At 66.3% G+C, this 25,990-nt stretch carries 2 protein-coding genes (1 of these 2 only partly in view); both read left to right on the top strand.

Annotated features, from left to right (window positions below):
- A complete protein-coding gene (locus EJB06_RS04690; RefSeq protein WP_126072827.1) occupies positions 1 to 14,994 on the top strand; it encodes an SDR family NAD(P)-dependent oxidoreductase in 14,994 nt (4,997 codons plus the stop codon).
- Positions 14,991 to 25,990: the 5' portion of an SDR family NAD(P)-dependent oxidoreductase gene (locus tag EJB06_RS04695; protein ID WP_126072828.1), read on the top strand. Its footprint extends 3,097 nt past the window's final position; the window shows 11,000 of its 14,097 coding nt (coding positions 1-11,000); it begins with the start codon at positions 14,991 to 14,993; its stop codon lies beyond the right edge, outside the window. The genes EJB06_RS04690 and EJB06_RS04695 overlap by 4 nt, the downstream gene beginning before the upstream one ends.

Below are 25,990 nucleotides of genomic sequence, written 5' to 3' on the forward strand. Positions count from 1 at the left end.
ATGAATATCAAGGACCAACGTGTTGCCGTTATCGGGATGTCGGGGAAATTCCCCGGTGCCAATAGTGTTGCCGAGTTCTGGGAGAACATCTGCGCGAAGAAGGACAGCATTCGCGCGCTATCGGACGAAGAACTGCGAAGCGCCGGCGTGCCCGAGCGCGATATCGCCGACAGCGCCTACGTGAAAGCGTCGGCCCTGCTGGACGACGTGGCGATGTTCGACCCCGGCTTCTTCAGGATCTCGCCGCTGGAGGCGGAGCTGATGGATCCGCAGATCCGCCTGCTGCTGCAATGCGCGTGGGAAACGCTGGAAGATGCCGGCCACGCCCGCAAGGAAGCCCAGAACATCGGCGTGTTTGCCGGCGCGGGCGGGGTCACGACCAGCTATTTCGCCAATTTCGTCAATCTCGACCAGCGCTTCAAGAAGATCACGGCGGGTGCTACGCACCTGGGCAACGACAAGGATTTCCTTGCGACCTATATTTCGTACAAGCTGAACCTGACCGGTCCGAGCATGACCGTGCAGACCGCGTGCTCGACCTCGCTGGTGGCCCTGCATCAGGCGTGCCAGAGCGTCTTGCATGGCGAATGCGCCATGGCGCTTGCCGGCGGCGTCACCGTGCGCGTGCCGCACGTGCAGGGCTATCACTATCAGGAAGGCTACATTTTTTCGCGCTCCGGGCAGATCAGGGCCTTCGACGAGGCGGCCGACGGCGTGGTGTTCGGCAGCGGGCTGGGCTTGGTGCTGGTCAAGCGCCTGGCCGACGCGATTGCCGACGGCGACCATATTTACGCCGTCATCAAGGGCTCGGCCATCATGAACGACGGCAAGGGCAAGATGAGCTATGCCGCCAGCAGCGCCAAGGGGCAGATCGCCTGCGTGCGCGCGGCGCTGGCCAGGGCCGATGTGGAGGCGGGGTCGATCGGCTTCGTCGAGTCGCACGGCACCGGCACGCTCATGGGCGACCCGGAAGAGGTCAAGGCCCTGTCCGCCGCCTTCAAGGAGCAGACCGACAAGAAGGCGTTTTGCGCGCTGGGCGCGGTCAAGGCCAACATCGGCCACCTGGAGGCGGCGGCCGGCATTGCCGGCTTCATCAAGGCGGTGCTCGCGGTCAGGCACGGCCTGATTCCGCCGACCGCGCACTACGCCACACCGAATCCCCGTATCAAATTCGACAATACGCCGTTTTTCATCAATGGCGGCCTGCAGCAATGGGACGATGGCGGCAAGCCACGGCGCGCGGCGGTCAACAGCCTGGGCGTCGGCGGGACCAATGCGTTTGTGATTATCGAGAATTATGTCGCGCCAAAACGGTCCGGCAAGAAAGTTGCCAGCGGGCCGGTCGTGGTGCCGCTGTCGGCAAAATCGTCCGCCAGCCTGCATGGCCAGGTGCAGAAGCTGGCCGCTTTCCTCGCCAGCGAACCCGTGCTCGATCTTGCCGACCTGGCCTACACCCTGCAGACCGGACGCGAGGCCATGGGCATGCGCGCTGCCTTCGTGGCCGGGTCGCTGGCCGAACTGCGGACGCGGCTCGCCAATTTCCTCGACGGCAATCCGGACAGCCTGCCCGAAGGCGAAACGGCCGCAGCGTGGGTCGGCGGCGCCGACATCGACTGGCATGCGCTCAATGGGAGCGCCAGGCGCAAGCGCGTCAGCCTGCCGACCTACGCGTTCGCCAGACAGCGCTGTTGGATCGATCCTGTTGCTGCCGCTCCCGCCGCGGCGATGCTGCATCCACTGCTGCACGTCAACAAGTCCGATCTGAACGAGCAAAAGTACAGCTCGACCTTCAACGGCGAAGAATTCTTCCTGAAGGACCATCTGGTGCGCACCAAACCGGGCGCATCGGCGCTGCAGAAGGTGCTGCCGGCGGTCGCCTGCCTTGAAATGGCGCGCGCCGCCATCGAGCAGGCCGCGCCCGTCCACGCGGACGCCAGCGTGCTGGAACTGCGCGACATCGTCTGGCTGCGGCCCATCCCGGTCGACGCCGACACGCAGGTCAACATCGCCATCGTGGCGGACCAGCGCATCGGCTTCGAGATCTACGCATCGGACGACCAGATTCACTGCCAGGGCTGGTGCCAGTTCAGCACCGGTGTCACGGCCGAACGCTTCGATCCCGCGCAGTTGACCGAATCGATGGGGCAGGGCCACTGGTCCGGGCCCGCGCTGTACGCCGCGTTCGAGACAATGGGACTGGCCTACGGGCCGGCGCACCGGCCGATCGCCGGCATCGAGCGCGGCGACCGGGCCTTGCTCGCCCGTCTGAACCTGCCGGCCAGCGTGCAGGCCGGCGGCGCGGCCTATGTGCTGCATCCGAGCCTGATGGACGGCGCCTTGCAGGCGGCCACGGTGCTGATGTTCGATCCGGCCCGTCCGCCACGCGCGCCGATCGTGCCGTTCGCGATCGACAGCGTGCAGCTGCTGGCCCCATGCAGCGCCGAGATGCTGGTCTGGGCACGCCATGCGGACGGCGACAAGGCGGCCAGCTTCGATATCGACATGCTCGACGTTGACGGCAATCTGTGCGTGCGCATCCGTGGCTTTGCGCCGCGCCCGCTGGGCCGCGAAGTACCCGGCAGCCTGCTGGCCACCCGCGAATGGCAGCGCAACGACGCGGCGGCCGGCCAGGCGGCGCACGCCGAGCAGCATGTGATGCTGTGCGGGCTGCCGCAGGTCGACGCCGACAGGATCGCGCGCGACTGCCTGGTGCGGCCGCTCGATTCCGGCGAGGACGCCGCAACGCGCTACGCCGACATGGCGCTGGCCTGCTTCGACAAGCTCCAGTCGCTCGTCAACAGCAAGCCGCAAGGAAAAACCCTGTTGCAGCTGGTGCTGCCGAACACGGAAGAAAATACCCTGTACGCCGGCCTGTCCGGCATGTTCAAGACCGCCACCCTGGAAAACCCGCAGGTGGCCGGCCAGATCGTGCTGGTCGACGCCGGCGTGCAGACCGACGCCCTGGCGGCCCTGCTGCTGGCCGAACGCGCCCACGCGCACGATACGCTGATCAAATACGAGGGCGGCGCCCGCCACACGGCGGGATGGCGCTTCCTGAGCGAAGACGCGCCTGCCGAAAGCCCGTTCAAGGATCATGGCGTGTACCTGATCACGGGCGGGCTTGGCGGGCTGGGTGTGCTGTTCGCAAAAGAGATCCTGTCCCGCTGCGCGACGGCGACCATCGTCCTGACCGGGCGCGCCGCGATGGCGGACCTCGGCCAGAAGCAGGCGGTCCTGGCGTCGCTCCAGGCGGACGGCGCGCGCGTCGAGTACCGCCAGGTCGACCTGGAAGATGCAGGGCAGGTGGACGCCCTGATTGCAGCGATCCGCACCGAGCACCGTCAGCTCAACGGCATCATCCACAGCGCCGGCATGACCGCCGACGCCTTCATCCTCAAGAAGACGGCGCAGCAAATGCGCCAGGTGCTCGGACCCAAGGTGGCCGGCACCGTCCATCTGGACCAGGCCACGCGCGACCTGGACCTGGACTTTTTGGCGCTGTTCTCGTCGCTGACGGCGTCCGTGGGCAACCTGGGACAGGCCGATTACGCGGCGGCCAACGGCTTCCTGAACGAATTCGCTGTCAGCCGGGGCAACGGCAGGACCGTCGCCATCGGCTGGCCGCTGTGGGAAGACGGCGGCATGCAGGTCGACGCCGCGGCGCGCGACCAGCTGCACGAGGCGACCGGCATCCATCCGATGCGGTCAAGGACCGGCATGCGCATGTTCTACCGCAGCCTCGCGCTCGGCGTGGGGCACACGCTGGTCATGGAAGGGAACCTGAACGCCATGCAGCGGGCGCTCGGCGTCGGCGCCGCGCTGCACGTGGCCGCGCCGGCAGCGCCGGCCGTGCCGTCCGATGGCCTGGCGCAGCAATGCGAAGCCTTCCTGTGCACGCAACTGGCAGGTTTGCTCAAGCTGGCGGCCGACATGGTCGACCCGCGCGCGCCGCTGGGCGACTACGGCATCGATTCGATCCTCGCACTGGACCTGACGCGCGTGCTGGAGAACAGCTTCGGCGCGCTGCCGAAAACCCTGTTCTTCGAATACCTGAACATCCGCGAACTGGCCGGCTACTTCGCCGCATCGCACGGCGCGACCCTGGCCGCGCTGTTCTCGGGCGCGGCCAAGGCGCCGCTGAGCGCGCCGACCGGACAGGAGCCGACATCGAGCATCCGCAGCCGCCGCCGCGCCGAGGACAGGGCGCCGCAGCCGGCGCTGCCCGACACCGATGCCATCGCAATCGTGGGCCTGAGCGGCCGCTACCCGGAAGCGCGCGACCTGGACGCCTTCTGGGACAATCTGCGCGACGGCAAGGACTGCATCGTCGAAGTGCCGGGCAATCGCTGGGACTGGCGCGAATACTACACCGACGACCGCACCAAAAAGGGTCACCATTTCAGCAAATGGGGCGGCTTCATCGACGGCGTGGACGAATTCGACGCGCGCTTCTTCAATATCTCGCCGCTCGAAGCGGAAACCATCGATCCGCAGGAACGCCTGTTCCTGGAACACGCGTGGATGGCAATCGAAGACGCCGGCTACACCCGCGCTTCGCTGCAAAGCCCGAACGGCAGCGACTTGCCGGGGCAGGTCGGCGTGTACGCCGGCGTGATGTACGGCGAATACCAGCTGCTGGGGGCCGAGGCTAGCATGCAGGGCAAGCGCATGGGCATGGCCAGCAACGTGGCGAGCATCGCCAACCGCGTGTCGTACGCGCTGAACCTGCACGGCCCGAGCATGGCGGTCGATACGATGTGCTCTTCGTCGCTGACGGCGATCCACCTCGCGTGCCAGGACCTCAAGCTTGGCCGCACGCCGGTGGGCATTGCCGGTGGCGTGAACGTGACGATCCACCCGAACAAATACCTGATGCTCAGTTCCGGCCAGTTCATCTCCGGCGACGGCCATTGCCAGAGCTTCGGCGAGGGCGGCGACGGGTATATTCCGGGCGAAGGCGTTGGCGTGGTGGTCCTCAAGCGGCTGGCGGACGCTCAGCGCGACGGCAATCATATCCATGGCGTCATCCGCGCCAGTGCGTTGAGCCATGGCGGCCGCACCAACGGCTACACCGTGCCCAATCCGCAGGCGCAGGCCAGCGCGATCCGCCAGGCGCTGGCGCAGGCCGGGGTCGAGCCGCGCCACATCAGCTATATCGAGGCGCACGGCACCGGCACCAAACTGGGCGACCCGATCGAGATCGCCGCCCTCAGCCGCGTGTTCCAGGAGAGTACCGAGGACACGGGCTTCTGCCTGATCGGCTCCGCCAAATCGAACATCGGCCATTGCGAGGCTGCCGCCGGCATCGCCGGACTGACCAAGGTCCTGCTGCAGATGAAGCACCGGCAGATCGTGCCGTCGCTGCATTCGACGCGCCTTAATCCGCACATCGATTTTGCCAGCACGCCGTTCGTGGTCAATCAGACCCTGACGGCGTGGGAGCGGCCTGTCGTGGGCGGCAGGCAGGTGGCGCGCATCGCCGGCATTTCGTCGTTCGGCGCCGGCGGCTCGAATGCGCACGTGATCGTGGAGGAGTACGTGCCGGCCGCGGTGGCAGCGCAACCGGCTGCGATGATGATTTTCCCGCTGTCCGCGCGCAGCACCGACCAACTGCGCGAGAAGGCGCGCGACCTGCTGGCCTTCATGCGCACCGAAGGTGGCGCGCTGCCGCTGGCGTCCATCGCCTACACCCTTGGCGCGGGACGCGAAGCGATGGCGCAGCGCTTCGCCGTCGTCGCCGATTCGGCCGCCGCCTTGGTCGAGCGCTTGCAGGCGTACGTCGACGGGCGGACCGCTGGTGCGGACCTGTCGCCGCTGGCAGCGCTGGCGGAGAGCTGGGTCAAGGGGGCGGACGTCGATTGGAGCGGCTTGCATACTACCCGGCCGCCGCTGGTCAGCCTGCCGACGTACCCGTTCGCGCGCCAGCGCCATTGGCTGGAGATCGCGCCGCGCACGGCGACCTTGCAATCGGCGCCGCATCCGCTGCTGCACGCGAACACGTCGGATTTCACGCAGCAAAGCTATACGTCCACCTTTGCGCATCGGCTGACCCGCGCAACGTGCCTGGACATGGCGCGCGCCGCGGTCGGCCTGTCGATGCCGTCGCCTTCCGCATCGATGATGCTGGAACTGAGCGACCTTGCCTTTGCCCAGCCCGATGATGCGGGCGGCATTGCGGTCACCATCGCCTTGTTCGACAAACGCGGCGATCAGGTGGCGTTCGAAATCTATCGTGGTGAGGTCGTTTACTGCCAGGGCCGCGCGGCGTGGCGCGCAGCGGCGGGCGTCCCAGTGCAGGCGCCAGCCCGACTGGTTCAGTTCAGCGTCGACAATCCGCTGCCGGAAAAGCCGCAGCGCAGCATTGCCTTGCGCGCGCCGGACGCGGTACCGGCCGACGCCTATCGCCATGTCAGCAAACCGCGCATTTCGCTGTCCGGAACCGTATTCGATGCGCCGGCGCCGGCAACGTCCGCATCGCCGGTCGGCCTGTTCGACCTTGGCGACGGCATTTTCACGATCCGGATCGCCGATGCCAGCCTCTCGCCGGCGCTGATCGGCGAACTGCTGCGCGCCATGCGCGCGGTCGCCGATGCACCGGCGGCAAAAGCGCTGACCATCGAAGGCGGCGCCCGCGCTTTCCTCACCGGCGGCCTGGCGCAACACCGGCAGGCAGTCGAAGCGGGCTTGTACAAGGCCGTCGCCGAATTCCCGTACCCCGTCATTGCAGTCGCCCAGGGCGATGCCACGGGCGCCGGCTTCCTGCTGGCCGCCGTGTGCGACTTCGTGGTGTGCAGCGAATCGGCGCGGTACGCCTTTGCCCAGCCGGCCGATGGCCTGTATCCATCGGCTGCCGAGGACCTGCTGGCCGAACGCTACGGCCGGGTGCAGGCGAACGACTTCCTGTACCTGAGCGCTGGCGCCACCGGCGCGGAGCTCAAAGCCAAGGGCTGGACCTGCCCGATTGTCGCGGCCGATGCCGTTGACGGCGCGGCGCGGGCATTGGCAGCGGAACTGGCGACCAAGTCGCAAACCGCACTGCGCCTGCTGAAACAGCACCTTGCGCGCGCGATTACCGAGGCCGTCCACGCGCTTCCCGCTGTCGCCGATGCCTGGTTTGCGCCAGTCACCGCAAAAAATGCGCAACCCCAAGCGGCGTACGACGGCCTGCATCTTGCATTGCATGGCGACCGCGTTCTGATTGTGACAATCCGCAGCGCCGATGGCCTGACGGACAGCCTGGCCAAGGTTCTGCAAACGCGCGCTTGCCGCTGCGTGGTGCTGACCAGCGAACTGCCGCAATTCCTTCCGGCTGCGGACGAGGACAACATCAGGGCCATCATGCTGGACGCCGGCGTGCCGGTGGTCGCCGCCCTGACTGGCGACGCCAGCGGCGCCGGCTGGCTGCTTGCCCACTACAGCGACGCGTGCGTGTACAGCGAGCAGGGACGCTATGCGGGTCCGCTGCAAGATCCCCATTTGCCTGCGTTGGCCTCGCTGCGCTTCGGCGACGACGCCGCAAAACAGTTCCTGATGGCCGGCGCCATGGCGTCGGGCGCCGAATTGCGGACCCAGTTCGGTATGCCTTACGTCGTGCCGGCCGGCCGGGTACTTGCCACGGCCCTGAAGATCGCCGAGGCGGTATCGGCATTCCCGACGGCCGTTCTCGGCGCCTGGAAGAAGCGCAGCGCCGGCTTCCTCCAGGCGGCAAACCCGCTTGACCTCACCGAAAAGCATGCGACCAGGCCCGCGACGGCGCTCAGGCTCGCATCGGCAGTGATTTCGGCCACCGCCCATCCGGACGGCGTGCTGGAAGTGCGCATGGCGGACCGCGATGCGAAGAACATGTTCTCGGATGCCTTTTCGAACGGCTTGCGTGAAGTGTTTGCGCACGTCGAAGCCAGTGGCGCCTACAAGGTCCTGCTGTTGACCGGCTACGACAACTACTTCTCGTCAGGCGGCACGCAGGACACGCTGCTGGCGATCCACGAGGGCCGCGCCAGATTTACCGACAACCTGGTGTTCCAGCTTCCCTTGCTGTGCAGCGTGCCGGTGGTCGCCGCGATGCAGGGCCACGGCATCGGCGCCGGCTGGGCGATGGGCATGTACGCCGACTTCACCCTGTTCAGCGACGAAAGCCGTTACGTCAGTCCTTACATGGGCTATGGCTTTACGCCTGGCGCAGGATCGACGCAGATGTTCCCGGCCAAAATCGGCCACGACCTGGCCCGCGAAACCTTGCTGACCGCACGCGAATTTGCCGGTGGAGAGCTCAAGGAACGCGGCATGCGCCATTCGGCGCTCGCGCGCGAGCAGGTCCTGCCTGCCGCCCTGGCGATGGCGCGCCGCATCGCGCAAAGTCCGCGTGCGCTGCTGGTGGCGCTCAAACGCCACTGGTCCGCAGCGCAGCAAGTCAGCCTGGCCGATACCCTGGCGCGCGAACTGGCGATGCACGAACTGACGTTTGTGGGCCAGGCGGACACCTTGGCACGCATCCAGAGCCGCTTCGGCAGCGACACGCCGGTACAGCGTAGCGCCGTCGCCGCGCCCGCCGGTGCGGTGGACCTTGCCGCCGTCAGCGCCAGTCTCAAGGCCATGCTGGCGCACGAACTGCGCATGCAGGAACACGAGATAGCGCAGGACGAGCAGTTCGTCGACCTGGGCCTCGATTCGATCACCGGCGTCACATGGATCCGCAGGATCAACGACACCTACGGCACCGCGATCGAGGCGATCAAGGTGTACAGCTATCCGACGCTGGCCGCGCTGAGCGCCTTCGTGGCCGAGGAAGCCGGCCTTGCGGGCGCCGTCGTGGAGGCTCCGGAGCCGGTCGCCGTCACGCTGACATCATGGCGCCAGCCAGGACTTGCAAAGGCGGCCGAGCTGCCGCCGGTTCGGGCCACGCAGGCCATCGCCATCATCGGCATGGCCGGCCAGTTCGCCAAGTCGAACAACCTGGATGAGTACTGGCAGAATATCGCGCAGGGCAGGGACTGCATCGACGAGATTCCGAAGCACCGCTACGACATCGACCTGTACTTCCAGGCCGGCGACGCCGCACCCGGCAAGACCTATAGCCGCTGGATGGGCGCACTCGACGACGTCGACCTGTTCGACGCGGCCTTCTTCAACATCTCGCCGCGCGAAGCGAAAAGCATGGACCCGCAGCAGCGGCTGTTCCTGCAAACCTGCTGGCACAGCATCGAGCATGCGGGCTACAACCCGAAATCGCTCGCCGGCAGCAAGTGCGGCGTATTCGCCGGCTGCTACGCGGGCGACTACCATCAGCTGTCGACCCGCGAACGACTTAGCGGCCAGGGATTCACCGGGGCGTCGCCGTCGATCCTCCCCGCGCGGATCTCCTACCTGCTGGACCTGCACGGGCCGAGCATACCGATCGACAGCGCCTGCTCGTCGTCGCTGGTCGCCGTTGCCATGGCCTGCGACAGCCTGGTAGCGGGCGCCAGCGACATGGCGCTGGCCGGTGGCGTGAACGTCATGGCCGGGCCGTCCATGCAGATCATGACGTCCCAGGTCGGCATGCTCTCGCCGCAGGGGCGCTGCTTCACCTTCGACGAACGCGCCAACGGCATCGCCAACGGCGAAGGCGTCGGCGTGGTCATGCTCAAGCGCCTGGCCGATGCCCAGCGCGATGGCGACTGCGTCTACGGCGTCATCGAGGGCTGGGGCGTCAACCAGGATGGCAAGACCAACGGCATCACCGCGCCCAATGCCGATTCGCAAACGCGCCTGCAAAACGATGTCTACACCCGGTTCGGCATCGATCCGGCCGGCATTGGACTGATCGAAGCGCACGGCACCGGCACGCCGCTGGGCGATCCGATCGAAGTGGCGGGGCTCAAGGCGTCGTTCGCCAGATTCACCACCAACAAGGACTACTGCGCACTGGGCTCGGTGAAGAGCAACGTCGGCCACTGCCTGACTGCGGCCGGGGTGTCGGGACTGCTCAAGGTGCTGCTCGCGCTCAAGCACGAACAGCTGCCGCCGACGATCAATTTCAGCAGATTGAACAAGCATATCTCGCTCAAGGATTCGCCGTTCTTCGTCAACGACCAACTGCGAGAATGGAAGCGCAACGGCAGCGAACCACGGCGCGCCGCGATCAACTCGTTCGGCTTCAGCGGCACCAACGCGCACGTGGTCGTTGCGCAGTACGTGGCCGCACCCGCTGGCGCCGCGACCGGGGCCCCGGTCATCGTGCCGCTGTCGGCGCGCACGCCGGAGCAGTTGCAGCGCAAGGCGGCCGAGCTGCTGGCGTTCATCCGCGCCGAGGGCGGCGCCAGGATCGATCTCGCCAGCCTCGCATACACCCTGCAAACCGGGCGTGAAGAAGGTAACGAACGCGCCGCTGTCGTCGTGGCGACCGTCGCCGAGCTGGAAAAGGCGCTCGCCGCGTTCGATGGCGCGCAGGTCTATCGCGGCCAGGTTAGCGGCAGCAAGGACGCGCTGGCGGCGATGAGTGCGGACAGCGACTTCCAGGCCATGATCGGCAAGTGGATCGCCAGGAGAGAATTGCCACGCCTGGCGGAACTCTGGGTCAAGGGCATGGCGCTCGACTGGACCGGCTTTTACCAGAACCCGCCACGGCGCATGGGATTGCCGGGCTATCCCTTCGCCAAAGAGCGCTACTGGATCGATGCGGTGGATGAGGCGCCTGTCGCGGCCCCTGTCGTCGCGCTGCCGGTGCCCGTCGCTCCGGTGCGCGAGGCATCCGTGCCGGCCGAGCAGGTGCGCCAGCAGCTCAAGGCAAGTCTAGCGGAAGCCTTGTTCATGATTCCATCCGACGTGGATGTGGGCAAGTCGTTCACCGACCTGGGGCTCGATTCGATCATCGGCGTCGAATGGATGAAGGCGGTGAACAGGCAGTTCGGCACGGCGTTATCGGCGACCCGCGTCTACGATTATCCGAGCGTGAGCGAACTGGCCGATTTTATCCGGACGCAGATCGGCGTGGCCGAGCCGGCGCCAGCTGCGCCGGTCCCGCGCGACGGCCTTCGGCAGCAACTGAAAATCAGCCTCGCGGAAGCGTTGTTCATGCAGCCGTCCGATATCGACATCGACAAGTCGTTCACGGAACTCGGTCTCGATTCGATCATCGGCGTGGAGTGGGTCAAGAACATCAACAGACAGCACGGCACCAGCATCGGTGCCACCCGCGTCTACGATTACCCGACCGTCAGGGAGCTGGCGGCGTTCCTCGGCGGCGAAATGAGCGTCGCCGCCCCGGTGGCGCCGGTCCCCGCGGTCGTGGCGCCGCCGGCTCGCGTTAGTGAAGCGGCTACAATCCGCTTCGAACCGAAGTTCGCCAGGCGGTTCAAGGACCTGTACTTCCACTGCGGCGATGGCGAGGGCGATATCGACGCCGATGGCGAGTTCGCCGTGCGCCTGGCAATCGACCCGGCGACCAATGTCTCGCTCAAGGAGCACGTGGTGTTCGGCGCGCACCTGCTGCCGACGGACGCCTATCTTGAACTCGTCCTGGGCGCCTGCAAGACGTATTTCGCCTGCACCGGCGTCGCGCTGAAGAACCTCGTCATCGTCAATCCGATGGTCGGCGCGCAGGGCCGGAAGAACCACATCAAGGTCGTGTTCAGGCGCGCCGGTGCCGAGTTGCAGTTCTTCGTCAAGTCGAGCGCCTCGCCCGACTTCAGCAACGACAAGCTGCACATGCAGGGTTTTATCGCGACCACGGCCGCACCTGCGGCCGGCCGCCTCCACGATGGATTTGCGGTCCTGAAGACACTCGATCACGGGGACATCGCCACCAATGCCGGGACTTACTACGCGCCGCTGCAATCGCTGCGCTTCGGCGAGTCGGCCGCGCTGGGGATAATCAAGGTCGCCCGGCACGATTTTGTCTTTACCGCCAATCCCTTCGCCTTGTACGGCGCCCTGTGCACCGTCATCAACTACGGTGCGCACCTTGCCGCCCAACGCTTCGGCGCCAGCGACGACCAGTTCCTGCCATACAGGATCGGCCGGATGGCGGTGCACGGCGAGCTCGATGGCGTCGACTACCGCTGCTATGCGCAGGTGCGCAGCATCGAACACGATGCCATCGAGTTTGACGTGGAGATGGTCGACCGCGCCGGCAAGGTCGTCGTCGTCATCGACGCCATCAGCCTGCGCCGCGTTGCGCGCAAGGCGATCGAACAGCAGACAACCGTATCGCCATTACCGGCAGTCGTCGGCACCGCCGAGGAGGGCGTCGCCATCATCGGCATGTCGTGCCGCTATCCGATGAGCGAGAGCGTCGATGCGCTGTGGGAGAACCTCAAATCCGGTACGCATTGCGTGACCGAAGTGCCCGAGGACCGCTGGAGCGCCTGGCCGGACTGGTACGACCCGGATCCGCGCCATCCGCACACCTCGTACTCCAGGTGGGGCGGCTTCCTGGATAACATCGACAGCTTCGATTCGCTGTTCTTCGGCATCTCGCCGGCAGAGGCGGAACTGATCGATCCGCAGCAGCGCATTTTCCTGGAAGAGTGCTGGAAGACGATCGAAAGCGCGGGCTACGCGCCGGGTGCATTGTCGAACCAGGCGTGCGGCGTGTATGTGGGCTGCTCCAGCGGCGACTACGCAAGGGTGCTGGCCGACGACGGCCAGGATACGGCCGGCGCCGCGTTCATGGGCACCTCGAACGCGATTCTGGCCGCGCGCATTTCGTATCACCTCAACCTGAAGGGGCCGGCCCTGGCGCTCGACACGGCCTGTTCCTCGTCGCTGGTGGCGGTGCACCTGGCATGCGCCGCTATCCGCAGCGGCGAAACGCGGCTTGCACTGGCGGGCGGCATCAACGTGCTGGCCACGCCGCTCGGCCACATCCTCACTTCGCAAGTGGGCATGCCATCGCGCGACGGCCGCTGCGCCGCCTTCGACGCCTCGGCCAACGGCATCGTGTTCTCGGAAGGTTGCGGGGTCGTGCTGCTCAAGGCATTGTCGGAAGCGCAGCGCGACAACGACCAGATCCTCGGCGTGATCCGGGGTTCCGGCATCAACCAGGATGGCAAGACCAACGGCATCACCGCGCCGAGCTCGCGCGCCCAGGAACAACTGCTGCGCCAGATCTACAGCAGGTTTGCCATCGATCCGAAGCGCATCGGCTACGTCGAGGCGCACGGCACCGCCACGGCGCTGGGCGATCCGATCGAAGTCAATGCGCTGGCGTCGGTATTCGGCAAGCCGGCGGACGATGCGCGCCACTGCGCACTGGGCTCGGTGAAGAGCAATATCGGCCACGCCGGCTTTGCCGCTGGCGTGGCGGGTATCGTCAAGGTCCTGCTGTGCATCAAGCACCGCAAGCTGGTGCCCTCGCTTCACTACAGCCAGCCGAATCCGCACATCGAATTCGACAGGTCGCCGTTCTTTGTCAACACCGCGTATCGCGACTGGATCAGCGATGCCCCGCGCATGGCGACGGTCAGTTCCTTCGGCTTCAGCGGCACCAACGCGCACGTGGTGATCGAGGAGCATATGGCATCGTCGCCATCGGCCCATCGCGCGCACACGCCGGAAGGCAAGGTGCTGGTGCCGCTGTCGGCCAAGGCGGAAGAACAATTGCAGCAAAAAGTGCGCGACCTGCTGGCATTCATCAGCCGTCAGGAACACGCGCTCGACCTGGCCAGCCTGGCCTACACCCTGCAAGCCGGCCGCGACGACATGGATCACCGCCTGGTCCTGGCGGTCGACTCGGTTGTGCAACTGGCCGCGAAACTCCAGGCGGTCCTGGACGGCGAACGCGATCCCGACGTGGCTCGCGGCCAGGCATCGAAGGGCGACGACACCCTGTCCGCCTTCGCCGCCGATCCGGAAATGCGCGCCGTGATCGAGAGCTGGGTCGCGCGCAAGAACCTGCCCAAGGTCGCCGATCTGTGGGTCAAGGGCTTTGCGCTGGACTGGAACAAGCTGCATGCCGGCGCCACGCCACGCCGCATGACCCTGCCGACCTATCCCTTCGCCAGGGAGCGCTGCTGGGTCGACGGAACAGGTTCGCGCAAGAGCGCCGCACCACGCGGCGCGGTGGCGGTGCTGCATCCGCTCCTGCACCGCAATACCTCGGACCTGAACCAGCAAAGTTACACCAGCACGTTCGGCGGCGACGAATTCTTCCTCGCCGATCACCGGGTGGGCGGTGAGCCGGTGCTGCCGGCGGTGGCGTACCTGGAGATGGCGCGTGCCGCATTCATGGATGCGATGCCGGCGGAGAAGGCAATCGGCCAGCTCGAACTGCGCCACGTCGCATGGGCCCAGCCGATCGTCGTTGCCGAGGCACGAAGCGTCACGATTGCCGTGTTCTCCGACCACGGCGAGCAGGTCGCCTTTGAAGTCTACAGCGAGAGCGCTGACGAGGAAGTGCTGCATTGCCAGGGCAGCTACGCGATGGGCGTGCAAAGTCCGCCGCAGGCGCTCGACCTGGAGCGCTTGCGGGCACGGATGACAGGCGCCAGTGCGCCGGCGACATCGCTGTATCCGGCCTTTGCCGGCATGGGACTTGGCTACGGAGCTGCCTTGCGCGGCATCGTGGCGGTCCATCAGGGCGACCGGGAGCTGCTGGTCGACCTGCGCTTGCCGGAAAGCGCGCGCCGCCCGGGAGATTACGTCCTTCATCCGAGCATGATGGACAGCGCCCTGCAAGGATCGATCGCCCTGATCGACACCTGCCTCAAGGCATCCGGAAAGGTCGCGCTGCCGTTCGCCCTCGAATCGCTGCGCATCGTCGCACCTTGTGTGGAGACGATGGTGGCCTGGGTGCGCTATTCGGCGGGCGGGCAGGGGGCATCGGCGGACCTGATCAAGGTCGACATCGACCTGTGCGGCCCGGCCGGCGACATCTGCGTGCAGATGCGGGGCTTTTCCTCGCGCCCCATGGAAAGCGCCGCCGCCTTCGATGAAGCGCATTACCAAGCGATTTTGGCTGACATTGTCAGCAACAAGATCTCCGTTGACGAAGCTGTCGAGTTAGGGAACCTATGAAGCAAGAGATAACGAACATCTACCGCGCACTGGCAGCCGGCAAGCTTTCGCAACAGGAGGCCCTGGAGCGCATCAAGGCGCTCAACAAGCAGCCCGTGAAGGCCAGCCCGATCGCGACGCTGCTGGCGTCGCCCGTCTGGGAGCGCTGCGCCGCACCGGCGGCAGCGAAGGACGACGCGGCGGCATTCAGCGAACACCACATCATCCTGTGCGACCTGCCGCAGATCGCCGCCGCCGAACTGGAAGCGCTGCTGCCGGGATCACGCTGCACCAGCGTGAACATCGTCACCGGCGCGCTCTCGCAGGGCTATGCGGACATCGCGCTCCATTGTTTCGAGGCGATCCGGCGCATTCTGGAGTCCAGGCCCCAGGGTTCGCAGTTCGTGCAGATTGTCGTCGCGGACCGCGACGACGCGCAGATGTTTGCCGGCCTGTCCGGCATGATCGACACGGCGGCCCTGGAAAACCCGGGGATCGTCGGCCAGATCGTCCTGGTACGCCCGGCCATTCCGGGCGGCGACCTGGCACGCCGCCTGCGCACCGAAGTCGGCAATCCGCAAGACCGCGTCGTGCACTACACGGCCGACAGCCGGCTGGCGCGGCGCTGGCGTACTGTCGATATGCCCGCCGCGGCGCCATGCGCGTTCAGGGAGCATGGCGTCTACCTGATTACCGGTGGGCTGGGCGGCCTGGGCGCGCTGGTGGCGGCGGAGATCCTGCGTGCCACGACGGGCGCCAGCGTTGTCTTGACGGGGCGCTCGTCCGACGCCGGCATCCGGCTCGCGGCGCTGCAGAAAAGCGGCCGCGTGGAGTACCGCCAGATGGACGTGCGCGACGCCGCCGGCACGCAGAGGGTACTGGCGTCGATCGTCGACCAGTACGGCCGCCTTGACGGCATCATTCACAGCGCCGGCATCGTGCACGACGATTTCATCCTCAAGAAGGGTTGCGCGCAGTTCAGCGAGGTCCTGCAGCCGAAGGTGGCGGGTACCGAGCACCTGGACCTGGCCAGCCAGGACATCGACCTGGATTTCTTTGTGCTGTTCTCGTCGATTGCATCGTGGTCCGGTAACGTCGGGCAGGCCGACTACACTGCCGCAAACGGCTTCATGGACCAATTCGCGGGCTACCGCAACGCGCTGGTCGACGCCGGCAAGCGCAAGGGACGCACCGTGGCCATCGCCTGGCCGCACTGGGTGGACGGCGGCATGCACATCGACGCCGACAGCAGCGACGCCTTGCAGCAGAGGACCGGACTGCGCTCGCTGGCGACCGACCAGGGCATGGAGGCGTTCAAGCGCTGCCTCGCGCTGCCCCACAGCCTGCTGATGGTGATGCATGGCGATCGCGCCGGCATGCAGCGCGCGCTGGCTGCCGAGCGGACGATTCGCAAGAGCGCCGCCAAACCGGCCGCCGTCGCCGGATCGGCCGACCTGGCGGCGAAAACCCGCGCATTCCTGCGCGCGGAATTTGCCGCCATCCTCAAGATCCCGGTTCACCGGATCGACACCCGCGCCGCGCTGGAAAACTACGGCATCGATTCGATCCTTGCCATGAACCTGACCAAGCAGATCGAAGCGAGCTTCGGTCCCTTGCCCAAGACCCTGTTCTTCGAATACCAGAACATCGACCAGCTTGCGGACTATTTTGTCGAGTCGCACGCCGGCAGGCTGACGACGCTGTTTGCGATACCGTCGGCCCCTGAGGCAAGCCGCCCGATCGCGATCAAGGCCGCCGTGCAGGCCCCCGCCAGCGGGCGTCGCCAGCGCCAGCGCTTTCCGTTCGCGTCCACGCCTGCCCAGGCGGCGGCGCCGGTCAATGAAGCGGTCGCGATTGTGGGCCTGAGCGGCCGCTATCCGGAATCGCGCGACCTGGATGCCTTCTGGCGCAACCTGCGCGACGGGACCGACTGCATCGTCGAAGTGCCGAAGGAGCGCTGGGACTGGCGCGCGTATTACAGCGAAGACCGCACCAGGGAAGGCGCCCATTACAGCAAGTGGGGCGGCTTCATCGAGGGCGTGGACGAATTCGACCCGCGCTTCTTCAACATCGCCCCGCGCGAGGCGGCCAGCATCGATCCGCAGGAGCGCCTGTTCCTGCAGTACGCCTGGAACGCCATCGAGGACGCAGGCTATACCCGCGACAGCCTGCAAATCCCGAACGCCAGCGGCATGGACGGCCAGGTCGGCGTCTACGCGGGCGTGATGTACGGCGAATACAATCTGTCGGGCAGCCTGGCGAGCATCGCCAACCGCGTGTCGTACTTCCTGAACCTGCATGGCCCGAGCCTGACCCTGGACAGCATGTGCTCGTCCTCGCTGAGCGCCATCCATCTGGCGTGCCAGGACCTGGGCATGGGGCGCACCAGCCTGGCGATTGCGGGCGGCGTCAACGTCAGCATCCATCCGAATAAATACACGATGCTCAGCGGCGGCCAGTTCATCTCCAGCGACGGCCATTGCGAGAGCTTCGGCGAGGGCGGCGGCGGCTACATCCCCGGCGAGGGCGTGGGCGTGGCAGTGCTCAAGCGCCTGTCCGACGCCGAGCGCGATGGCAACCATATTTACGGCGTCATTCGGGGCAGCGCCCTCAATCACGGCGGCAAGACCAACGGCTACACGGTACCCAATCCGCAGGCCCAGGCCGACGTGATACGGCGCGCGCTGGCCGAGGCGGCGATCGATCCGCGCCACGTCAGCTATATAGAAGCGCACGGCACCGGCACCAAACTCGGCGATCCGATCGAGATCGCCGCGCTGACCCGCGCCTTCCACGAAGGCGTCGAGGCAGCCGGGCGCGAGGCGGGCTACTGCCTGATCGGATCGGCCAAATCGAATATCGGCCATTGCGAGTCGGCAGCCGGCATCGCAGGCGTCACCAAGGTGCTGCTGCAGATGAAGCATGGCGCCATCGTTCCGTCGCTCCATTCCAGCAAACTCAATCCGCACATCGATTTTGCCAGCACGCCGTTCGTGGTCAACCAGACGCTCAAGCCATGGCGGCAGCCGGAGGTGGATGGCCGGGTGCTGCCGCGCATCGCCGGCATTTCCTCGTTCGGCGCCGGGGGATCGAATGCGCACGTCATCATCGAGGAGTATCGCGCGCCGGCGCGGGCCGCCGTGGCGGTCGAAGGGCAGGTCGTGGTGCCGCTGTCGGCGCGCACCCAGGAGCAGTTGCAGCAGCGGGTGGCTGCGCTGCTGTCGGTGCTCGAAGGCGAGATCGACCTGCGTTCGATGGCGCATACCTTGCAGGTCGGTCGCGAGGCGATGGAAGAACGTGCAGCCTTCCTGGTCGCATCCAGCGCCGACCTGGCAGCCAAGTTAACAGCGTTCATGCGGAGCGCGGCGAGCGGGCCGGAGGTCTATCGCGGCCAGGTCAAACAGCATCGCGACGAGATCGCGCAGCTGGAAGAAGATCCGGCATTCCAGGATTCGCTCGCGCAGTGGATCGCCGACCGGGATATCGCCAGGCTGGCCGGCATGTGGGTCAAGGGCGCGCACGTCGACTGGAGCCGCCTTGCCGATCCGGCAGGCACGCCGCGCCTGATGAGCCTTCCGGCCTACCCGTTTGCAAAAGAACGCTACTGGAACCAGGCAAAGGCGCCGACTCCGGCCGCGCAGGCGGCCCCCATGCATCCGCTGGTGCACGCCAACACGTCCAGCCTCGCCGAACAGGGTTACACCTCGACCTTCACCGGGTCCGAGGACTATCTGGTGGAGGAAGCGGGGCGGAAGACGCTGCCACCGCATCTGGTGCTGGACATGATGTGCGCCGCAGTCGAACTGGCGTCACCGAAGCGGCTCGACGCCGGTGCATGGGAGGTGGGCGACGTGGTCTGGGGCGAACCTGTCGTGATCGCGGCTGGCCGACAGCTAGGCATCGCCCTGTTCGCGCGCGACGAGAATGCCGTCGACGCCGAGATCTACAATTGCGCCGACAACGTCGTCTATTGCCAGGGAAGGGTCATCTTCGGCGCCCAGGCAGCGCCGCTCCGCCTGCCGCCGGCGGCTGGTCCGCGCGAGATCCGCTTGGGGACCGCGCCTGCCATGGCGCTGCCGCCGCTGCGCAAAAAGCCGGCGCAGATCGCACTGCAAGCCAGCGTGGCCGTTCCAGCGCAGGCGGCGACGCCGAAAGCCACCTTTGCCCTGATGGAGCTGACTGCATCATCGAACGACGCCGGCAATGTGCGCCTGTTCGACCTGGGCGAGGGCGTCTTCTCGATCGATATCGACGCGGCGAGCGTGCGCGAGGCGATCGGTTCGCTGTCGCAAGCGTTCGAGCGCGCACGCGGCGAACCCGCGCTCAAGGTACTGCTGCTGAACCCCCGCCGCGCGCAGTTCTGGCGCGGCGACCGGGCGGCCTGCAACGAGGCCGTCGAACGCGGCCTGCCGGGCGCCGTTGCCGCATTCCCGTATCCGGTCGTGGCAGTCGTGCGCGATGGCGCCAGTGGCGCCGGCATGCTGCTGGCGGCGCTGTGCGACTTCATCGTGCGCGGCGAAGGTGGGGCATGCGGTTTCACGAACATCGGGCAGGGCATCGTTCCGAGCGCTGCGGAAGAGCGCCTGTTCCAGGAGCGGCTGGGCGCATCCGCGTCCGCTGCGTTTTTGTACCGGACCGGCCGCGAACCGGCCATCGGGATCGTGGTGCCGAAGGCGCAAGTCGATGCAAAAGCCAGGCAACTGGCTGCCGACCTGTCGCGCAAGTCGCGCCTCGCCCTCGGGCTGCTGAAGACGCACCTGGGGCGGCATATGCTGCCCCTGGCCGACGCACTCGGGATTGCGGATCCGGCCGTCGCCGGCCCGGCCGAGGGTATCGCCGTCGTCAAGCTGGGCAAGGCGTACGGCGTCGAGGAACTGATGGCGGACCTGAAGCGCGGCTTCCAGCCCGGTACGCGCGTGGCCATCGTCACCAGCGCATTGCAGGGCTATTTGCCGAAGACCGACGACAAGACCTTCGCCGCCTTGCGGCAGCTAGTGCGCGACTGCCCGATTCCGCTCATCGCCGCGTTCGAGGGCGATGCCGAGGGCATGGGATGGCTGTTCGGCATCAGCTGCGACATGGCGTTTTACAGACACGACGCCCGTTACATCACCGTGCCGGTAACGTGTACGCGGCGTTTCGGCCGTGTCGTGGGGCAGGAAATCGGCCTCGCGGGCGGCAGCTACTCCGGCGCCGACCTCGGTGCGCTTGCGGGCGACCCGCTGGCGCAGGCGCGCGAGCTCGCTGCGTTGTGGAGCAAGCGCTCATGGAAACCGGCGCGCAGCGTCGACGGCGCCGCGCTGCCCGATGCGGTGGCGGACGTCGCAGTCCCGCCGCCAGGCCCCGTCGCACTGCGCTCGCGCGTGGTGACGGTCACCGCGCACGCCGATGGCGTCGTGGTCGTCGGCATGCAGGACCGCGACGACAAGAACATGTTCTCCGAGGCGCTGGTTGGCGGCTTGAAGGAAGCCTTTGCCCACATCGAGCAAACGCCGGGCTACAAGGCGGTGGTGCTGACCGGGTACGACAGCTATTTCGCCACCGGCGGCACCATGGAGACGCTGCTGGCAATCCAGGACGGCCAGGCGCAGTTCACCGACGAGAAGGTGTTCCAGCTGCCCATGGACTGTTCGCTCCCCGTCATTGCCGCCATCCAGGGCCACGGCATCGGCGGCGGCTGGTCGTTCGGGATGTTTGCCGATGTGGTCATGCTCAGTGAGGAAAGCCGCTACCTGAGTCCTTACATGGGCTACGGCTTTACGCCGGGCGCCGGCTCCACCCTGATGTTCCCTGCCAAGATCGGCTACGACCTGGCGCGCGAGACGCTGCTGAGCGCGAACGAAATGTCAGGCCGCGAGTTGAAGGAACGCGGGGTACCGCTCACCGTACTGCCACGGCGCGAGGTGGTTCCGGCGGCGATAGCGCTTGCCGCGCGCATGGCGCAGCAGCCGCGCGCCCGCCTGGTGCAGCTCAAGCGCCTGTCGACCGAGGCGCTGCGCGCTGCGCGCGACAACAGCTACCGGCGCGAAGTCGACATGCACGAGCAGACCTTCGTGAAGAATGCCGACACGCTCGGGCATATCCAGGCGAAGCTGGTCACCGCGAAATCGAAGCCGGTTGCAGCTTCCGTAAAAACAGCCGCCGCTTCGTCGTCCGTCATCGCCAAGCTCAAGACGATGCTCGCGCACGAACTGTTCCTGGCGCCGGAAGAAATCGACGAAGACACCCAGTTCATCGACCTTGGCCTCGATTCGATCACCGGCGTAACCTGGATCCGCAAGATCAACGCCCACTACGGAACCGACATCGAGGCGACCAAGGTATACAGCCACCCGACCTTGAAGCAACTGAGCCAGCTCGTGGCCGGTGTCGCAGTCGAAGAAATCCGTACCACACCGCCTTCGACAGGCCCGGTCGTCGGAAAGATCAAGCAGATGCTGGCCAGGGAACTGCATCTCGGCGCCGACGAAATCGACGAGACGACCCAGTTTATCGACATGGGCCTCGACTCGATTACCGGCGTGACCTGGGTGCGCAAGATCAATGAACACTACGGCACCGATATCGAGGCGACCAAGGTCTACAGCCACCCGACCCTGGAACAATTCGCGCGACTCTTGCAGGATCGGCCCGCGCAGGCCGCGGCCGAAGCGCCGCCGGTGGCGCTTGCGCCGGTACGCGCAGCGCGCAGCGCGCTGGTATCGTGGCGTGGCCGCGCACGTGTGATTGCGGCGCCGGCATCGCCGGTCGTTCCGGCGCTGCCGACCGCGTCGCAGCAGATTGCGGTCATCGGCATGGCGGGGCAGTTCGCCAAGGCGAACGATCTGGACCAGTTCTGGACCAACCTTGCCGAAGGAAGGAACTGCATCGAGGAAGTGAGCGACACGCGCTGGAACCTCGGCGCGTTCTACCAGGAAGGTGCGCCAACGGCGGGCAAAACCAACAGCAAGTGGCTCGGCGCACTCGCGCAATACGATATGTTCGATCCCCTGTTCTTCAGCATCTCGCCGACCGAGGCGGAATGCATGGATCCCCAGCAGCGCCTGTTCCTGCAATCGTGCTGGCACAGCATCGAGAACGCCGGCTACAACCCGCAGTCGCTGTCCGGCAGCCAGTGCGGCGTGTTCGTCGGCTGCGGGCCGAGCGACTACCTACAGGCCGCACCGGAGCAGCAATTGAGCGCGCAGGGCTTTACCGGCGCCGCAAGCTCGATCCTGGCGGCGCGCATTTCGTACTTTCTGAACCTGCGCGGACCGTGCGTGTCGATCGAGACCGCGTGTTCGTCGTCGCTGGTCGCCATCGCCAGCGCCTGCGACAGCCTCAACGCCGGCAACAGCGACCTGGCACTGGCGGGCGGCGTGTACGTGATGGCCGGCCCGGCGATGCACATCATGACGGCGCAGGCGGGCATGCTCTCGGTTGACGGCCGCTGCTTCAGCTTCGACCAGCGCGCCAACGGCTTCGTGCCGGGCGAGGGCGTCGGCGTGATGATGCTCAAGCGCCTGGCCGATGCCGAGCGTGACAACGACCGCATCCAGGCCGTGATCGAAGGCTGGGGCGTGAACCAGGACGGCAAGACCAATGGCATCACCGCCCCCAACGAAGAATCGCAAACCCGCCTGCTGCAATCGGTGTACCGCAAGTTCGGCATCGACCCGGCCGGCATCGGCCTGGTCGAAGCGCACGGCACCGGCACCAAGCTGGGCGATCCGATCGAGGTGGCTGGCCTGAAAGAGGCGTTCAAACCCTTCACCGACACGGCGGGCTTCTGCGCCCTCGGTTCGGTCAAGAGCAATATCGGCCACTGCCTGACGGCGGCCGGCGCGGCGGGCTTCATCAAGCTCGTTCTGGCATTGCGGCACCGCGCGCTGCCGCCGACGATCAATTTCGAGCGTCGCAACGAGCACTTCCAGCTTGATGGCAGCCCGTTCTACATCAACGACACGCTCAAACCGTGGACCGTCGCCAAGGGCGCGAAGCGCCGCGCGGCGATCAGTTCCTTCGGTTTCAGCGGCACCAATGCGCACATCGTCGTCGCCGAGCATCAGCCGGGCGTGCAGGCAAAGGCCGGCATATCGATCGTCACGCAGCATGGGGCCATGGTGCTGCCTCTGTCGGCCCGCACCGAGCAGCAGCTGCGCCAGGGCGCACGCGACCTGCTGGACTTTATCGACGCCCGCAAGGGCGATGTCGACCTGGGCGAACTGGCCTGCACCTTGCAGCTCGGCCGCGACGCGATGGGCGAGCGGCTGGGCATTCTGGCCGCGTCGGTCGAGGAACTGCGCGCCAAGCTGGCGGCCTACACGGCTGGCGCAACCGCCATCGATGGCGTGTACCAGGGCCAGGTTAAGCGCCACAAGGAAGGTCTGAAGCTGATCGTCCAGGACGACGACATGAAGGCCATGATCGTCGATAAGTGGCTGGGCCAGCGCGCCCTCGGCAAGCTGCTGGACCTGTGGGTCAAGGGACTGGACCTGGATTGGTCGATGCTGTACGGGGATGCCAAGCCGCAGCGCATGGCACTGCCGGGCTATCCGTTCGCAAAGGAGCGCTTCTGGATCGGTGCAGGCGCGCGCAATGTGGCGCAGCAGGCCAGCGCCAGCGTGCTGCACCCGCTGTTGCACAGGAATGTCTCGGTATTGAGCCAGCAGCGCTACCGTTCGAGTTTCAGCGGCGACGAGGCCTGCTTCGAACAGACCAATGACGGCGTCAGGGTGATGGCGCCTTCCGCCTTGCTGGAAATGGCTCGCCTGGCGGTGCAACACGCGAGCGGCGATCTTGACCAGGCGGGAACGATCGACATCGCTGAAGTCAGCTGGGAGACGCCGCTGCGCGTGACCGGCAAGCTCGAACTGGTGGTCGACCTGTTCGCCAACGACGACGACAGCATCGCTTTCGAGATTTACACGGCCGGCGCCCAGGATCAGGTGCATGTGCGTGGCGTTGCCGATTTTGTCGAGCAGGCCGCCGATCACGCCGTCATGCTGATGACCACGCCACGCTGGGATACCGTCAAAGCGTCTGCCGACGCACCGGCAGGGGAGCGCGTGGTGGTCGTCAACGCCAGCGGCGAGCAGCGTGCGGTGCTCGAGCCGCACTACGCTGCCGCCAGCTTCGTGCATATCGCAGAAGGCGACAGCGTCGACGACATCGGCGCCGTGCTGAAAGATGTCGAGCGCCTGATCTGGATCGCATCGGCCCACGCGGTCGAGACCTTTGCCGAAGAAACGATCATCGGCGACCAGCGCGGCGGCATCATGCAGCTGCTGCGCATCATGCGCGCGCTGGCAAGCCTCGGCGACGATAAACGCGCCCTGGCGTGGGATATCGTCACCTTGAACAGCCTTCCGGTCCTGGCGTCGGACGTCGTCAACCCGACCCACGCCGGGCTGCAGGGCTTCTCGGGCAGCCTGTCGGACGCGTATCCGCGCTGGCAGATCCGCATGCTCGACCTGCAGGCGTTCACCAGTGGCGCGGTGAGCAGCATGCAAAAGCTGCCTTGGACGGCGAAAAATGCCTGCTACGCCATGCGCGGCGGCGAATGGTTCGCGCAGAAGCTGGTGCGCGTCGATGGCCTGGCCGACGCAAAAGCGCCGTATCGGACCGATGGCGTGTATGTCGTCATCGGCGGCAGCGGCGGGCTTGGCGAGATCTGGAGCCGTCACGCCATCGAGCAGTGCCGGGCGAACGTGATCTGGATCGGGCGCCGCGAACTGAATGCGGAAATCCGGCAAAAACTCGATAGCTTCGCCTCGCTGGGCAAAACGCCGGAATACATCCAGGCCGATGCCAGCAAGCCCGGCGAACTGGCGGCCGCCTGCCAGCAGATCAAGCGCAAGCACCCGGTCATTCATGGCGTCGTCCATTGCGCCGTCGGCGCCTTCGACCAGAGCCTCAAGACGGTGTCGGAAGACGATTTCAGGGCGGTGCTGTCGGTGAAAATCGACCTGAGTGTGCGCATTGCCCAGGTGTTCAAGGCGGAGGCGCTGGATTTTGCGCTGTTCTTCTCGTCGAACGCCTCCTTCGTGCGCGGCGCCGGGATGAGCGGCTATTCGGCCGGCTGCACCTTCAAGGACGCATTTGCGCTCCAGCTGGGCAAGCACTGGGATTGCGCCGTCAAGGTCGTTAACTGGGGTTACTGGTCGGTCGGCGCTGGCGAGGCCCTGAGCGACGCGACCAAGGCCTATTTCAAGGAGATCGGTTACCGGCCGCTCGACCCGGTGCAAGGCATGCGGGCGCTGGACCGCTTCATCGCCAGCGGCATCGGCCAGATGTCCATCGCGAGCACCGTGCCGCACGCCGGCGCGGAAGAGTGGATGAGCAGCTACGACAATGAGGCTGCCGCCGCCATGGTGGTGGCGCACGCCGATATCGACCGCATGAACCGGCAGTCGCCATTCGTGCACATGAAACAGCACGCCGGACAGGAAATGGAAGCGCTCATCGCACGCCTGCTGGGCGCCATCTTGGCGGACACGCCGGCCGTGTTGCCGGCGTACGAACGCTGGCGCACCGAGAGCACGCTGATCGCCATGCGGGAAGCCACGCCGCTGGCGGCATTGTGGGCCGAATGGGACGAGGCGATGATTGCCTGGCAACAGGTGGAGGGCAGGGCAGCGCTATGCCAGCTGGTCGACAAATGCCTGCGCGCCTTGCCGGACATCCTGACCGGAAAGCGGAAGGCGACCGATGTCCTCTTCCCCAATTCGTCGCTGGAACTGGTCGAACGGGTCTACAAGTCGGATACCCTCTCGCTCGCCTACAACGTCAGCCTGAGCGAGACGCTGGTTGCCGCCGTGCAAGCCCGCCTCAAGGTCGAGCCCGACGCGCGCATCAGGATGCTGGAAATCGGCGCAGGCACCGGCGCGACCACGGTCAGTATCCTGGACAAACTGAGGCCGTACCAGGACCGGATCGCCGAATATTGCTACACCGATCTTTCCAAGGCCTTCCTGTTCCATGCGGAGAACAATTACGCCCCGCGCGCGCCCTACCTCGTCACGCGCATCTTCAATGT

It is taken from the genome of Massilia atriviolacea (genome assembly GCF_003953935.1).
GTDB lineage: Bacteria > Pseudomonadota > Gammaproteobacteria > Burkholderiales > Burkholderiaceae_D > Telluria_A > Telluria_A atriviolacea.

Coding starts and splice junctions, on each gene's coding strand:
- EJB06_RS04690 (WP_126072827.1), top strand. CDS start 1: ATGAATATCAAGGACCAACGTGTTGCCGTTATCGGGATGTCGGGGAAA.